Here is a 13,290-nt window from a genome sequence, read left to right as displayed (position 1 = left end):
ATCCTGGCCGTCAGTCGATCGCCTTGAAGATCTCACCCGCCTCGGGATGGTCGCCTGCGAAAGCGTAGAGCCGCAGATAGGCCTCGGACAACTGATCCGCCTCATGTCGAAAGGAGAGGTGCGACAGGGCGAAGAGGGTGGCAATGATCCCAGCCGCTTCGGCCGAGACCTCGCCGACATAGCCGTTGGTCTCGCAGAAGAGGCGGAACCGCTTGTCGGTCGCAGGCGAGAGGAAAAGCGGCTGGCCGTCCTGCTCGTGGAACTGCCAGAGGCCACCGGTGTAGTCGTCGGGGGCGAGCCAGGCCATGAACTGATAGACGGCGCTCTCGCCGATCAGCATCAGGGGTGGGCTGAACAGGGCCGGCAGAAACGCTACGCGGCGCGCCTCCGGCACAAGGGTCGCGGGGCTTGAGGTGGTTGCAGCGTCGGTCATGGAAGATCCTCCAGGTCAGGGGTGAAATGCACGCTTTTGCGGCTCTCCTGACTCGCCCAAACGCTCCCGAATTCCCGCCCCACTCTCGCTCTTTGGCCGGGCCGAAGCGGCAGGCGTGGGGTGCCGTCAGGCGGCGAGGGCTCGATCGACGGCGCCATGCGCGAGATCGCGCCAGAACGGATCGACGAGGCGGCCCTCGAGAGCGCGAGCTTGGGTGCGCAGCGTCTTAGCACCGGCGGCATCGCCGATGGCTTCAGCGTTGCGGGCGTCGGCCCGAAGTCGGCAGGCTTGGCCGATGACCTGCCGGGCCTCAGCATCGCAGCGAACCGGATCGCACCAGCAAACCCCGCCAGATTGAACCGTGCCGCCCAGCACGAGACAGCCTTCGGCATCGAGGATGGTGACAAACTGCGGCGCCAGCCGCAGATCCGGGTCACGATCCGCAGCGATGTGGCGCGGGGTGACGCAAGACACGACCTGCGCCATGGCGGCCGCGAGGGTGCCGAAGGCGCCCAACTCGACCTCGCGTTCGATCTGCACCTGATCCAACGCCGGATCATCCCAATGCGCGAGGCAGAGGCAGCGGACGCGAAGCGGCAGGCGATCCGCCAGGCGCAAATGGGCAAGGGTGTCGCGGACCAAGATGTCACGCGGCGCGCGAACGGCGGACTGGGGCAGCGGCAAGTTCATCGGGATAACTCCGCGACGGGCGGTTGGAGCCTCTCTCCCACCCTGAAACCCGTCACAAACTCCCCCACCCAACTCTTCCTCCTGTCGGGTATCCGGCCGTGAAACTGGGCACCCCACTACACTTCAGCCCCCGGCCCTACCCCGCCGGCCAATGAAGCTCGACGGACCGTCATAGACGGCATGGCGCGCTTCATCGATGACGAAGCCGAAGGGGCCAACTTTGTAGTCCGCAGACGGGACCAGAAAGCGGCGCTCCTCGGCCTGCAGGTCGCGCCGCCCGCCCCGCGTCGCGACAACCTCGGTGAAACCGGGATGGTGATCCGAATAGATCGCCGAGATCACGACCCAGTCGTCGGCGTGGAGCTGGGCGAAGGTCTCGGCATCTCGGGCGCGGGACTCACCGGGGCGTAGCGCCCGACCGTGGATCGACTCCCAGACATCGGGCCAACTGTGGCGCAATGTTTCTTCGGCCTGCCGTTGTTCGAGGCCCGTGAAGAGATCGGGCCAAGCCGTGGCGACCGCAGCCCAGGCAGCATCTTCCTCGTACCAACCGCCCGCGCCCCGCAGCAGCGGATGCACGTTCGCATTGCGCTTCGCAGACAGGTGGAACCCACCATGACCAGAGGTCGAGTGGAACACCACGCCCTCGCCGTAGCGGACCGCGCCCTGCGACGGGCCCCAGGGCGTACTGGCATGGGCACGAAATTCCTGTCTACCGAGCGCGGCCTTCTCGGTCTGATGCTCGGCTTGTTCTTTGACGAAGGCACGGAACGCCGTCTCATCGGCGATGTCCCCGCCATGGCCGTAGAAGTCGGAGCGCTTCCACTCGGCAAGGGGCTTGGTCAGTCGCCAGCCGCTGCCGAGGAAATACCCACTCTCCCGCTTTGGGATCATGGCATAAGCGGAATCGCCGATGCGAGCGACCGTCAGGCCATCGGCGCTCTGGCCGAATTCCGGGATGGGAGAGGAAGCGGTGGCGCGGGGTGTGACAGCAGTTCTCATTGGACCAGCGCTTCCACCGCGTCGATGTCTTCGCCATTCAGGGCAGCGGTCAGCCATTCATGGGTGCTGATCCAGCCGATGCTTTTGCGCGCGCCGAGGTCGATGACATGGGCACCGCCCCCAAAGGCCTCCAATCTCGGACGGGAACAGGTCAGAGCGAATTCGAAACCCCATAATCCGGTCAGGTCGATCTCGGCGGCAAGGCGCAGCACGAAGGCTATGACCGCTTCGACATCGCCCTGCCCGTCATCGTGAAACCAGAGAACTGAAGTGCCGGGACCATCCTGCAGCGCGAGGGCGAAGCCGGAATAGTTCGGATCGTCGGAAGCCTCGTCGGCCGCGCAGAGGCGGGTGTGAAGGTCGAGTGCCTGGACAGCTTTCTCGGGCGTGCCCGCGTCCAGAACGCAGGAGAAGTGTGTGAAATAGTCAGCCACGATGGGCTCCTTTCAGGAGGGGATGACCTGGGCGCAATTGGCCCGGGAACAGAGTTGAGGAAGGGAAGCGATCAGCCCGCTCCAGCGGGCTGAAGGTTTTCAGCGGCGAACCGTGCTGCGGCATGGGCCTGCAAAAGCTCGCGGTAGTAGCGCTTCCTCGCCGCGCGCCAGCTGCGGACCGCGAGCGTGTCGGGGTGCAGTCGCCGAATTGCGGTGCGCAGCACCGTCAGCTCCGACACATCCGGCGGCAGGCCGAGGTTCAGATAGGCCCGGTTCATTTCAGCTGATCTCCCGCACGGGGAGGGCCAGATGCGGATCGACCTCGGCCTCGATCTTCTGGGTCCGGCCCATCCAAGGCTCGGCCCGGATCGACCGCGCCCAGTCTGCAAAGCTCGGGATGAAACCGAGGTCTTCCTTCACATGCTGCTCGCCGACCCAACGGGTCGGGATCACTCGGCCGGTGGAGAGGGTCAGGGTCTTGCCGTGGATCTGCTCCAGCAGGAAAATTCCTTCAGCATGATGGCGCAGCGCCCTGTGCCGAAAGTCCGCGAAGATGAGTTTCGATGCATCGAAGAACTCGTGAAGGGCCAGATAGTCCTCGACCGAGCCGCCCCATTTCTTCATCGAGGAGAGGGCGTGATGATACGGATGTGCCATCGCAGCCCCCTCAGAAATCATGGGTGTAGAGTTCGGACGACGTGAACCGTTCGTTGAACTCGAGGTGGATGGTCCGGGCGCGGGCATCGATGCAGAACTCGCCATAGGCGCCATCGTTGTCCTGCCAGCCAGAATGGGTGGACGAGAGGAGGTCATAGACCAGTTCTTCGACGGCGCCTTCGAGGGTCAGGCGGCGTTCGGTGGGCGCGCCGATCTGCCAGTCGATCCCGGCAAAGGTGATCTGGGCGGCAGGCAGGGTGACGCTTTGGTCGGCATCATCGCGGGCGTCGATGCTTTCGATCTGGCCGCTGTCACCCGACCCGTCAAAGCTGACGAGGACGTGGGCGATGCCGAAGAGGCGCAGCCCGTCGAAGAGCGCCTCCTTGTTCCTGGCGTGCAGCGCCACTTCAGCGGCGTCACGCTCGGCCTGTTCGGTCAGGATCCGCGCCAGGTCGGGCGCGATCTCGGCCGGGGCCGCAGCGCGGCCGGGAAGATGGATGGTCATGTCGTGTTCTCCGGGAGAGGGCGGATGGGGGACGAGCCCGCCGCCGCTCTCTCTTTCCCCGGCGGGCTCCCTCTGCCCGCTCCCTTCTCGACCTCTCCCTTGCCGAACCCTTCGGTTCGGCGCCGTTCCCCCGGAAGGGATGAGGCGCTTTCGCGCCTCATTGCCAGGGATCGATTTCCAGGGTGATGAAGCGGGCATCACCGTCGTATTCATCGGACGGCATCGCCCCGTGGGTGCCGTCCCCGGCCTGAAACACGACGATCGCGACCATCAGCGTGGCGGCGAGGCTGGCGGCGTAAGCGGTGGCATCCTTCTTGGACATGGGGTCGGCTCCTGTCTTTGGGGGCGGAGGACCATCCCCCGCGCGACAGGCGCCCGAAGTGTCTGACCGGATCTGCAATCACCCTCGTGCGTTTGGCTCGTCCAAATCCGCGAGGGCGGCACGCTCGCGTAGCCGACCCCTCTGGGGTTGAGTGTCAAAGAGACGGATCAGACCAAGGACAGCGAATGGAAGCGGGGGATGGGGCTTTGACCCTGCGAGGAGCCCCTGCCGCGTCCGAGGGTGCCCACCGCTTGCCAGCCTTGCCGCCACGCGGGATCCGAAGATCAGCGAGGTTCAGGCCGGAAAGGGAAAGCGGAACGCTGCAACTGATGAATATGGGCGGGCCTGCCTGTCCCCCTGGAAATCGCTGGCATCAGGTCGAAGCGCCGAACCCTTCGGCACCTTCCTCTTTCCGGCCAGACTGGCCGTCGCGCAAGGGATCGTTGCCCGAATGGGGGGAGACTGCCTGGCAGGCTCCCGTCGGCACGACCAGAGCCCGGTCCCGGCCCTGCCGGGATGTGCCATGGTCTTTTCTCTTGATCTCAGAGGCTTCGGCAGGTGGAGGACACCTCTTTGCCAAGGCCATCGATGTAACTTTACTGCGCAGTAAATATGGAGACACGGCTGAATTTGTACCGCTATGCGAACGTAAACAGCCATGATCAACCCATATGGGCATTAAACTGACCAAGACTTGACGGGAGTTCCAGGAAGAGTAGAATGAACAGTTAAATACCCATAAGGCGCCCTCGCGCTGGTTAAACTGCCCAAAGAGGCTCTCCAAGATGAAGCGAATTAGAAGCTACTCCAGGGTTACGACAGAAGCTCTGTCCCTCTTCGGCAAGCTGATCAAGGCGACGCGGCTGGACCGCAGGCAGACATCAGAGGAGGTTGCTGAACGGGCAGGCATTAGCCGCACGACCCTGCGCAACATAGAAAACGGCAGCGCAGGAACTGAAATTGGCGCAGCCTTCGAAGTCGCAGCACTTCTCGGAATCCGGCTTTTTGACCTCGATCCATCTTCTCTTGTGCTGCATACGGCACGCCTCGATGAAAAGCTGACGTTGCTGCCGAGGGTCGCGCGCGCCCCGAACACGGAGATAGATGATGACTTCTGACTCCGCGCAAATCAAAGGGGCCTTTGTCTGGATATGGCTGCCGGGCAAGGCCGATCCAGTCGTCGCGGGCCGGCTTGCCCAAGTTCAGGACCGTTTTGTCTTCAACTATGGTGCCAGCTACCTGGCCCGCAACGATGCGATCCCGATCTACGAGCCCGAACTTCCGCTTGACCGGGGACTGATTGAACCGCCCGCTGGGTTGTCGATGGCCAGCAGCATTCGCGACGGATCCCCGGACGCCTGGGGACGTCGTGTCATCATTAACCGGCTAACCGGAGCAAAAGCTGCAGAAGCCGCCGACTTCTCGGAACTCACCTTCCTGCTTGAGTCGGGTTCGGACCGCATCGGTGCGCTGGATTTTCAGGAGTCCGCGACAAACTATGTGCCGCGCCTTAAGGCAAACGCGCCTTTCGACGAGCTTATCGAGGCCGCGGCCATGATCGAGAAGGGAGTTCCACTGACCCCCGCTCTCGATCTCGCACTCAACCACGGTACGTCGATCGGCGGAGCCCGCCCTAAGGCATTGATCGATGACGGCGATCGCAAACTGATCGCAAAGTTTTCGGCAAGCGCCGATATCTATAGCGTGGTGAAGGCAGAGTTCATTGCCATGAAACTGGCTTCAGCTTCAGGCCTGAATGTAGCACCCGTCACTTTGATCCCCGCAGCAGGCAAGGACGTTTTGCTGATCGAGCGTTTTGACCGCGTAAAGGCCGCGAACGGCTGGCACCGGCGGGCGATGGTTTCTGCCCTGACAATCCTCGGCCTTGACGAGATGATGGCGCGCTATGCGTCTTACGCCGATCTTGCCGAAATCATCCGGCACAGGTTCACCGATCCGAAGGAAACCCTGCGAGAACTTTTCGCGCGGATATGCTTCAACATCCTTTGTGGCAACACCGATGACCACGCGCGCAACCACGCCGCATACTGGGACGGCAAGATGCTGTCGCTGACCCCTGCCTATGACATTTGCCCGCAAGGTCGAACGGGATCCGAGGCCACTCAGGCAATGCTGATCACGGGGGACAACCGAAACAGCACGCTGGCAAGTTGCCTGGCTGCGGCGCCAGCTTTCCTACTGGACGAGAACACAGCGACAAAGATCATGCTGCAGCAAATCACGACGATCGCGAGCCAGTGGGATCAATTCTGTGACGAGGCGAAGCTGAGCAGGACAGACCGCAGCCTTTTTGCGGGGCGTCAGTTCCTGAACACCTATTGCGCTCAAGGCCTCGGCAAGGAAGCCGCCGCATTGCGCGAGACGTTCGAGGCCGCTCAGGCAAGAATCCTTGCCTAAGCGCAAAGCTTGCGCATTCAAGAGGCCGCGTCCGCTCGGGGCGGCAGACCATCGGCCCCGGTCTTTCGACCGGGGCCTTTGCTTTGGCGATCAGTCGCCGCGGCGGCTGTTCGGGCGGGACCAGATGAGGGTCGAGCCCTCGCCGTCTTCGTCATCGAAGAGGTTGGCGTAGATCGGGGCCGCAAAGCTCGGATCGTCCAGCTTCAGACCCAGGTATTCGCGGCCCTCGTTCGATTTCTTCGTCCAGGCGGCGCCGATCTCGGCGCGGCCGACCAGGACCCGGTGCGACGGAGCGTTCTCGCCCGAGGCCCGCAGGTCGGGGACCAGGCGCACGCCCTTGGCCTGCAGGCTGAGGGTGAAGATTTCGCCGGTGTATTCGGTGCCGGTCTTCTTGAAGGTGCCGATGGTCGCCATGATCTTTCTCCGTTTTGCTCTGTTTCGGGCCCGCGTCCTTGCGGCCTCGATGGCGATCGACGGCCCGGAGGCGACCGATGGCGCACCCCCCTTGCGGGGGCTGGACAGCACAGGAGGAACTTTCTTGTCCCGCGAGGAATGACGGTGCCTGCACCGTCAGGGGAAGAAAGTTGTGACGACGCTGTTGCGCCAAAGCGGTCGAGGCGAAGACGTCCTTCGGGCAGATCAGCCCATCACCAGAGGTCGTTTGGACGCGGGCTGGAACAGACGGGGAGAGAAGATCTAGGCGACCCTGAAGGCCCGTCAGGGGGGACAGGACTGGCACTGCCGGCGGTTTGAAACCCCTCGGCTGGCATCAGGCCAGCATGCGCATCCCCCTGCCCTGCCGCCTCGCGGCACACACCGCTCCTCCATTGGGTCAAGATCTGCCAGCGTGCTGGCAGTGCCACGGACGAAACTCGAACATGGCCGCGCTTGGGCCAATCGCTGGTCGATCCAAGATGCTGCACCGGGACCACTTTGCTCTACCCGATGACGATCTGACGGCGAGTATCTTCCCTGGCCCCCTGCCCCTTCGCCGCGCCCCTGATCGCTCTGCAAAGGCTTGGCGAAAGCAATGGACGAGGGGTCGAAATCCGGCGCCCCATCATTAAAGGCCGATTACCCGCATACCCTTGCGGGTGTTTTCAATCAGCAGGGCCGGCTAAAATGGGCTCAATCATGCTAAGAGGAAAATCCTATGAAAACCTGGGCTTCAACAATAGCTGGCGGCTTCGCGGGCTGGGACGCACCCTATGCTCTGCATCCAAATGATAAAACTCGGGCCCTTGAAACGATGGATGCCATGCGCTCCGAAGGAATTGCCTGGCCCGAAGCCGAGCGGGCGTTCCGGCAGTATCTCGACGGGGTCGGCATGCGCGGCGAAAAGCTGGAACGTCAAATGCAGAGGGTCGCCGCATTTGTGCGTCCAAGGTTGCGGGACTGAGCAAATAGGTCAAATTATTTTACCCATCTCGCATCCGCATAAAAAAACGGGGTGACCGAAGCCACCCCGTCTTGGGTCATTCCGCAGCGATCAGGTGCTGCTGTTCGTCTTCCTCCTCAGCCTGCGGGTCGTCGTCCGCCGTCAGGAACGCGGGCAATTCATCGCTGACGCCGTCCGAGGCATCTTCGACCGCGGCTTCGAGATCCTCCATCCGAAGGGGCTCGGGCAGCCAACCGGAACCGTCGAGCAGCCGTTCGGCCTCGCGCGCCATGTCGCCCTTCTTCAGATGGTCGATCAGTTGCGCGGCACCCTCGCCCACACCTTCGCGGACGGCTGCGAGGATGCGGCTCTTGGTGACGCGTCCGAGGTAGTTGGCGACGGTCGGCTTCCAGCCTGCTTCGACCATGTCGAGACGGGTGGTGCGGGCCAGACGATCCGCCTCGCGCAGGCGACGGTCGAGTCCGTGCTGGCTGATCCCCATGCCGCTGTAGGGATTCGGACGCTCATAGAGCGCGGTCACCCCGAAGCTGAGGCAATGGGCGAGAAGTGCCTGGCGGCTGGCTTCGTCCAACCCGTGCAACCAGTCCCAGAGCACGTCGTCGCCCTGCCCCAAGGGCATGTCCGAGCGCCAGCCGGCGTGACGTGCATCGATGTTCTGGGCCGGGTAGCTGTCGGCCAGGTCGGCGGCCTGCACCGGCAGGTGGATTTCTCGTACAGAGGCCTCGACGGCAGCCCCGGAGTTGCGGTTTACGAAGCAGTCCAGCGTCAGCTTGTGCAGGAGCGCCGTCATCGCGATGCGCGGGTTGTTGGCTACCGCATCACGCAGGGCGAGGGTGCGATGGGCGGTCAGTTCGATGACCAGCCGCTCGGGCAAAGGCTTGATCCCCTCGCCTTCATCCTCGTCGTCATCACTCGGGCGGGTTTCGCCGGCGATGGTGATCTGGGTGCCCGGGCTGGTCGCTGCGTGCCCAGCTTCGGGATCGTCTCCGTGACGAGAGGAGGCTTCGTCGCTCTTGTCTTCTGCCACCGCCAGCACCTCGTCCTCGGGCAGCACGAAGCCACGTTCGATGAGCAGGCTGCCATCACTGTCGATGCTGACAAAGGCCCCTGCCCTGCCGACCTGATCGGGATCGAAGGCCATCGGGCGGCTGTCGAAGGCGCCCAGGGCGCGCTCGATCTCGCCCAAGCGCTGATCGACCTCCTCGGGCAGCCCATCGGCTTCACCATACTCGGCTTCGAGCCGGTCGTATTCGTCGCGCAGCGCCTCGCGGGTCGCCCGCTCTTCGTCCGTCAGGTCGATGGTGGCGCCCAGAAGTTCGCGCAAGCCCATCGTGTGGCCGTAGGGGAAGCCCACGGCTACCTCGATCCATTTCCAACCCTCGCTGGCGATGGCCTCGGCCTCCGTCTTCAGCTTCTCGCCCACCATACGTTCGAGCAGCACCGGGTCCTGCAGCCAGCCGCCGTCGTCCTGTTGGAAGAGATCGCGCAAGACGAAGCCGCCTGCCGCCTCATAGGCCTCGAGCCCCAGGAAACGGGCGCGCTTGTCCGACGCCCGCACAGCAGTCTCCGTCAGCATGCGGCGGATCTGGTAGGGTTCCTTGGACCAGGAGTTCTTGACCGCATCCCAGACCTGCTCCTGCCGCGCGTGATCGCCGGACACGGTGAACGCCATCAGCTGTTCCAGCGTCATGCCGTCCTCGGCATAGATCTCCAGGAGCGACGAGGCGACGGTCACCAGCCGCAGGCGCTGCTTCACGACCTTCGCATCGACAAAGAATGCCGCCGCGATGGCCTCTTCCGTCATGCCCTTCTCGCGCATGGCCTGGAAGGCGCGGAACTGGTCCAGCGGATGCAGCGGGGCGCGTTCGATGTTCTCGGCCAGCGAGACCTCGTCGATCAACACCGAGTCATCGGCGGCGCTGACGATGCAGGGCACCGGCGCGGTCTTGGCGAGCCGCTTCTGCTTCACCAGCAGTTCCAACGCCCTGTAGCGACGGCCACCGGCCGGAACCTCGAAGGTGCCGGTATCCGCTCCGTCCTCGCCCAAGACCGGGCGGACATGGAGGCTCTGGATCAGGCCGCGACGGGCGATGGACTCGGCCAGTTCATCGACCGAGACCCCAGCCTTCACGCGCCGGACGTTGGACTGGCTCAGCACCAGCTTGTTGAAAGGGATATCCCGCGAAGACGCGAGGGTGATTTTCTGCATATTGGTCATCGGACCGATCTCCCGACGGGTCCCGAGAGCCTCTCTCTCGGTCCAAACCCGTCGAAAACCCCCTGCCCTGCTTTACCTCTCTGACCCGCCCGGGCCGCAGACCGGCGGGCGGTCATTCGAGATCCCCCCGGCCACGCAGGCTGACTTCCCGGCCCGCGCCGGTGATGATGTGGTCGTGCAGGGTGAGGCCGAGCGCGGCGCAGGCCTTCTGCACCTCCTTCGTCATGGCAATATCGGCATCGGACGGCTCAGGATCGCCCGAGGGGTGATTGTGGACCAGGATCAGGGCCGAAGCGTTCAGGTCGAGCGCGCGCCGGACCACTTCGCGCGGATAGACCGGCACATGGTCAACCGTGCCGATGCCAAGACGCTCATCAGAGATCAGGCGGTTCTTGCGGTCGAGGTAGAGCACATGGAACCGCTCGACCTCGCCGCGGACCACGAGCGCGCAATAGTCCATCAGCGCAGCCCAAGAGGACAGCACCGGGTTGCGGTTGATGTGGCGGGCAAGGATCTCGCGAGCGGCAAAGACGGTCGCCTGCTCCTGTGCAGTGAGTTCAACCCTGCCAGATCGGCGTGGGGTGAAAGTGGCGGGGTGTTCGGCAAATCGGGTCATGTTGTAACTCACTGACTGATGCCCGCCGAAATCGTCCGGACAGCATCTGGCTGCCGAGGCGAAGTGGCCGGACATAGAAGAATAGGAAGAAGCGAGGATCGAGGCAGAGGGCGTCAGAGCCCCCTGCCCTGCTCCTGATGCTTAGCCGACTCGATCGAGGAGCTTCTTGGCGCGGCCCTCCATGTCGAGACGCGCGTCTTGCTGGGTCTTGTCGCGGGCAAGCCGCGTGATGCCCTGCACGAAGTCGAAGATGCTCTCAGGCGGGCGACCTTCCTCCATCAGCACCTTTTCGATGATCTTGCTGGACTCAGCCTTGGAGAAGCCGCGCCTTTTCAAGAAGTCATCCCGTTCCTCATCCGTCCGCGCCACGATCTGCTGCCGCGCGGCCTTGATGCCATTCACAAACCCCTGCGGCGAGGAATTGGCAAACCGGGTCAGCGCCGGTGCCGCCTCATGGGCGAAGCGCGATGCCGCGTATTTTGAATGGCGGATGGTGATTTCCTGAAAATCTTCGACGCCCCAGAGGTTGCGGTTCTGGCACACCGCCCGCAGGTAGAAGCTCGCCATGCCGAGGGTTTTAGCCCCCACCTCGGAGTTCCAGCAATAGAATCCCCGGAAGTAGAGATCGGGGGAACCGTCGGCCAGCCGCCCCGCCTCGATCGGGTTGTGATCATCAACCAGGAACAGGAAGACATCCCTGTCTGAAGCATAGAGCGTGGTCGTATCCCGGCTGATCTCGACATCGGGGTTGTAGACGCCGGTCGACCAGTCGAGCACGCCCGGCACCTTCCAGCGCGTGTCACCCGTGCCGTTGCCAGCGATGCGCTGCACGGCCTCGACCAGTTCGTGGTCATGGATCCGGCCATAGTCAGGACCGGTCACCGCGCGCAGTTCGGTGCGGCCATCTTCGGTCTCGAAGGTTTTCACCTGCTCGGCGCGGTGATTGCTCAGTCCGTACTGCAAATTGATCCCTGCCAGGGGCGCGGGCAGCTGCCGCAAGTAGGAGGCCGGAGCGCCCACGATGCTCGCAAGCTGGCCGAAGGCCCAATGGGTCGGCGCGACGGGCTCCTTCGCTTTCGGCAGGACCAGGTGCAGCCGCTCGGCGCTGTCGCGCGAGGCTTCGACCCGAATGTCGGCTGTCTGCACCACCCGGCTGCGGCTGCGCTCGGATCGGCCCTTCACCGATGCCCAGAGATCGTCGAGCGAGAGATACCGCTCGTCGTCGGGCCGGTTGAACCATTCGGACGACACCCGCCCGTTCCGCTCCCCATGAGAGACATCCACTTTCCAGCCACCAGCCCGAACCGGCCGGACGGGGTCCAGAATATCCACGTTGTTCATGACAATCACTCCGTGACGGCCGCCGGGAGCCTCTCTCCCGGCCTTGGCCTGTCACTGGAAACTCAGCCAAACTCGAACTCTTAGCTCAGCCACCGGGACCAACGATTAGCCGAACCAAGTGATCTTCCTCTTGGAAGTTCTTCTTAACAACTTGTTTATATTATATTTTGTAGAAAATTGCCAGTTGGCAACTCTAAATCGGATTCGCCTCCGCGTACTTTCTGAAGAACGCAAGAAATGCCCTGTCTGGGTCATCCGCCGGAGGCTTCCCGGCTGCCCATGACCGCCATTCGCCCTCCACAAAATAGATATCATATCCGGCATGCCGCAGACGGGCAGTCTCATAGGTCTCAGTCCGGAGCGGTGTTCCGCGAGACTGCAACCACGCAGGCCGCGGCTTAAGCTCCGGCGCCTTGGGCCTAGTTTCGTCTGAAACCACATTGGGCTCCGGCGGCACAATTTGCTCGTCCGTTCCGGCCGCCTTCACACGCCGTCCGACTTTCGAGAATTGAAGCGCCCTGCCCGCGGCACCTGTCGCATCCTCGTCCTTCCGCCACCATTTGAGTTCAACATGCGTAACGCTACGGCCAGACTTGATGGGTTCAACGGCAACCATGAAATCTGAAAGGTCGTTCACCTCAGCGACGGCAGGGTCGAGGGCACGGAGTTTGAGATTTGACCATGATGTGAGCTTGCCTTTGGGAACGCCCAAAATGCCCCGCAGAGCTTCCAGTGAGAAACGCTCGGAAGACCGCCAGCGGAGGTTCCCGCGCTTCTGTACCATCTCGTAGAGAGTCAAAGCATACTTGGACGAAAGGGCAAACATCACTTCGCGTTGCAGTCGAGCGAAGACCGTAGAGTTCCCAATGATCTTTCGAAGACGCGCGGGAATTTCGTACTCGATCAACCCGTCTGAACGAAGCGCCTCAATGTTGCCGCCCAGCAGCTGAACACGCTCAATGGCTGGTCCACCGTCCCAGTTGACGGAAACCTTCACCACAGCAGACATCAGTCGCTCAAGGCTCTCGCCCACTCGATCGTTGGAATTGTGTTTGCCACGGAGTGCCGCCTTCGAGATGACGTGACTGACGGGCTTATCGATTGCATCCCAGGCGTTTTCGAGGAGCTGATTGTAGATCCGTCGGTCGTTAAGGCTGAGTGGAGTAACCTCGATCAAGTCAACCAGTTCACCAGGCTTGATCAGGCTATCGGCGCTTGGCCGAGCATCGAGGGTGCGATAGGGTTTTTCAGCCAT

General features: G+C 62.9%; 16 protein-coding genes. 4 read left to right on the top strand and 12 right to left on the bottom strand.

What is annotated here, in order from left to right; translation table 11 throughout:
- Positions 1–10: 10 nt before the first annotated feature.
- Positions 11–433, bottom strand: coding sequence for an antirestriction protein (locus tag AC4PTB_RS18795; RefSeq protein ID WP_492192844.1), 423 nt, complete (start codon positions 431–433; stop codon positions 11–13).
- Positions 434–589: 156 nt separating this feature from the next.
- Here AC4PTB_RS18795 and AC4PTB_RS18790 point away from each other — a divergent pair, with 156 nt between their 5' ends.
- A complete protein-coding gene (locus tag AC4PTB_RS18790; protein WP_492192843.1) occupies positions 590–1,225 on the top strand; it encodes a hypothetical protein in 636 nt (211 codons plus the stop codon).
- 21 nt (positions 1,226–1,246) lie between these two features.
- Here the strand turns inward: AC4PTB_RS18790 and AC4PTB_RS18785 are convergent, their stop codons facing one another.
- The 6 genes from AC4PTB_RS18785 to AC4PTB_RS18760 all read right to left on the bottom strand — a co-directional run bounded on the left by AC4PTB_RS18785 (position 1,247) and on the right by AC4PTB_RS18760 (position 4,043).
- Positions 1,247–2,125 (bottom strand): DUF7007 domain-containing protein, encoded by an 879-nt coding sequence (locus AC4PTB_RS18785; protein WP_492192842.1) that lies wholly within the window; start codon positions 2,123–2,125, stop codon positions 1,247–1,249.
- Complete coding sequence (locus tag AC4PTB_RS18780) at positions 2,122–2,559, bottom strand: hypothetical protein (RefSeq protein WP_492192841.1); 438 nt, start codon at positions 2,557–2,559, stop codon at positions 2,122–2,124. The genes AC4PTB_RS18785 and AC4PTB_RS18780 overlap by 4 nt, the downstream gene beginning before the upstream one ends.
- 71 nt (positions 2,560–2,630) lie before the next feature.
- On the bottom strand, positions 2,631–2,837 hold the full coding sequence (locus AC4PTB_RS18775; protein ID WP_492192840.1) for a hypothetical protein: 207 nt from the start codon (positions 2,835–2,837) through the stop codon (positions 2,631–2,633).
- A 1-nt stretch (position 2,838) separates the two neighbouring features.
- Entirely contained in the window at positions 2,839–3,216 is a 378-nt protein-coding gene (locus tag AC4PTB_RS18770) for a DUF6915 family protein (protein ID WP_492192839.1), read from the bottom strand.
- Between the two features lie 10 nt (positions 3,217–3,226).
- Positions 3,227–3,721: a DUF6878 family protein gene (locus AC4PTB_RS18765; protein WP_492192838.1), complete on the bottom strand. Its 495-nt coding sequence runs from the start codon at positions 3,719–3,721 to the stop codon at positions 3,227–3,229.
- A gap of 157 nt (positions 3,722–3,878) precedes the next feature.
- The gene (locus tag AC4PTB_RS18760) at positions 3,879–4,043 is read right to left on the bottom strand and encodes a hypothetical protein (RefSeq protein ID WP_492192837.1); all 165 of its coding nucleotides are present in this window, start codon (positions 4,041–4,043) and stop codon (positions 3,879–3,881) included.
- 785 nt (positions 4,044–4,828) lie between these two features.
- On the opposite strand from AC4PTB_RS18760, the gene AC4PTB_RS18755 reads away from it, so the two are divergent.
- Positions 4,829–5,161: a helix-turn-helix transcriptional regulator gene (locus AC4PTB_RS18755; protein WP_492192836.1), complete on the top strand. Its 333-nt coding sequence runs from the start codon at positions 4,829–4,831 to the stop codon at positions 5,159–5,161.
- Positions 5,151–6,461 (top strand): type II toxin-antitoxin system HipA family toxin, encoded by a 1,311-nt coding sequence (locus AC4PTB_RS18750; RefSeq protein WP_492192835.1) that lies wholly within the window; start codon positions 5,151–5,153, stop codon positions 6,459–6,461. The genes AC4PTB_RS18755 and AC4PTB_RS18750 overlap by 11 nt, the downstream gene beginning before the upstream one ends.
- Positions 6,462–6,551: 90 nt before the next feature.
- Here AC4PTB_RS18750 and AC4PTB_RS18745 read toward each other — a convergent pair whose 3' ends face one another.
- A complete protein-coding gene (locus AC4PTB_RS18745) occupies positions 6,552–6,875 on the bottom strand; it encodes a DUF736 domain-containing protein (protein WP_492192834.1) in 324 nt (107 codons plus the stop codon).
- A gap of 739 nt (positions 6,876–7,614) precedes the next feature.
- Between AC4PTB_RS18745 and AC4PTB_RS18740 the strand changes: the two genes are divergently transcribed.
- Positions 7,615–7,860, top strand: coding sequence for a hypothetical protein (locus tag AC4PTB_RS18740; RefSeq protein ID WP_492192833.1), 246 nt, complete (start codon positions 7,615–7,617; stop codon positions 7,858–7,860).
- Between the two features lie 76 nt (positions 7,861–7,936).
- Here AC4PTB_RS18740 and AC4PTB_RS18735 read toward each other — a convergent pair whose 3' ends face one another.
- The 4 genes from AC4PTB_RS18735 to AC4PTB_RS18720 all read right to left on the bottom strand — a co-directional run bounded on the left by AC4PTB_RS18735 (position 7,937) and on the right by AC4PTB_RS18720 (position 13,290).
- Entirely contained in the window at positions 7,937–10,078 is a 2,142-nt protein-coding gene (locus tag AC4PTB_RS18735) for a ParB/RepB/Spo0J family partition protein (RefSeq protein ID WP_492192832.1), read from the bottom strand.
- A gap of 112 nt (positions 10,079–10,190) precedes the next feature.
- A complete protein-coding gene (locus tag AC4PTB_RS18730) occupies positions 10,191–10,694 on the bottom strand; it encodes a JAB domain-containing protein (protein WP_492192831.1) in 504 nt (167 codons plus the stop codon).
- 141 nt (positions 10,695–10,835) lie between these two features.
- Entirely contained in the window at positions 10,836–12,035 is a 1,200-nt protein-coding gene (locus AC4PTB_RS18725) for a DUF932 domain-containing protein (protein ID WP_492192830.1), read from the bottom strand.
- 193 nt (positions 12,036–12,228) lie between these two features.
- Positions 12,229–13,290, bottom strand: coding sequence for a RepB family plasmid replication initiator protein (locus AC4PTB_RS18720; RefSeq protein WP_492192829.1), 1,062 nt, complete (start codon positions 13,288–13,290; stop codon positions 12,229–12,231).

This window comes from Rhodobacter sp. 4.3.4, assembly GCF_058724655.1.
The sequence above is the reverse complement of the archived record's forward strand: the minus strand, read 5'-3'. Positions and strand labels throughout refer to the sequence as shown.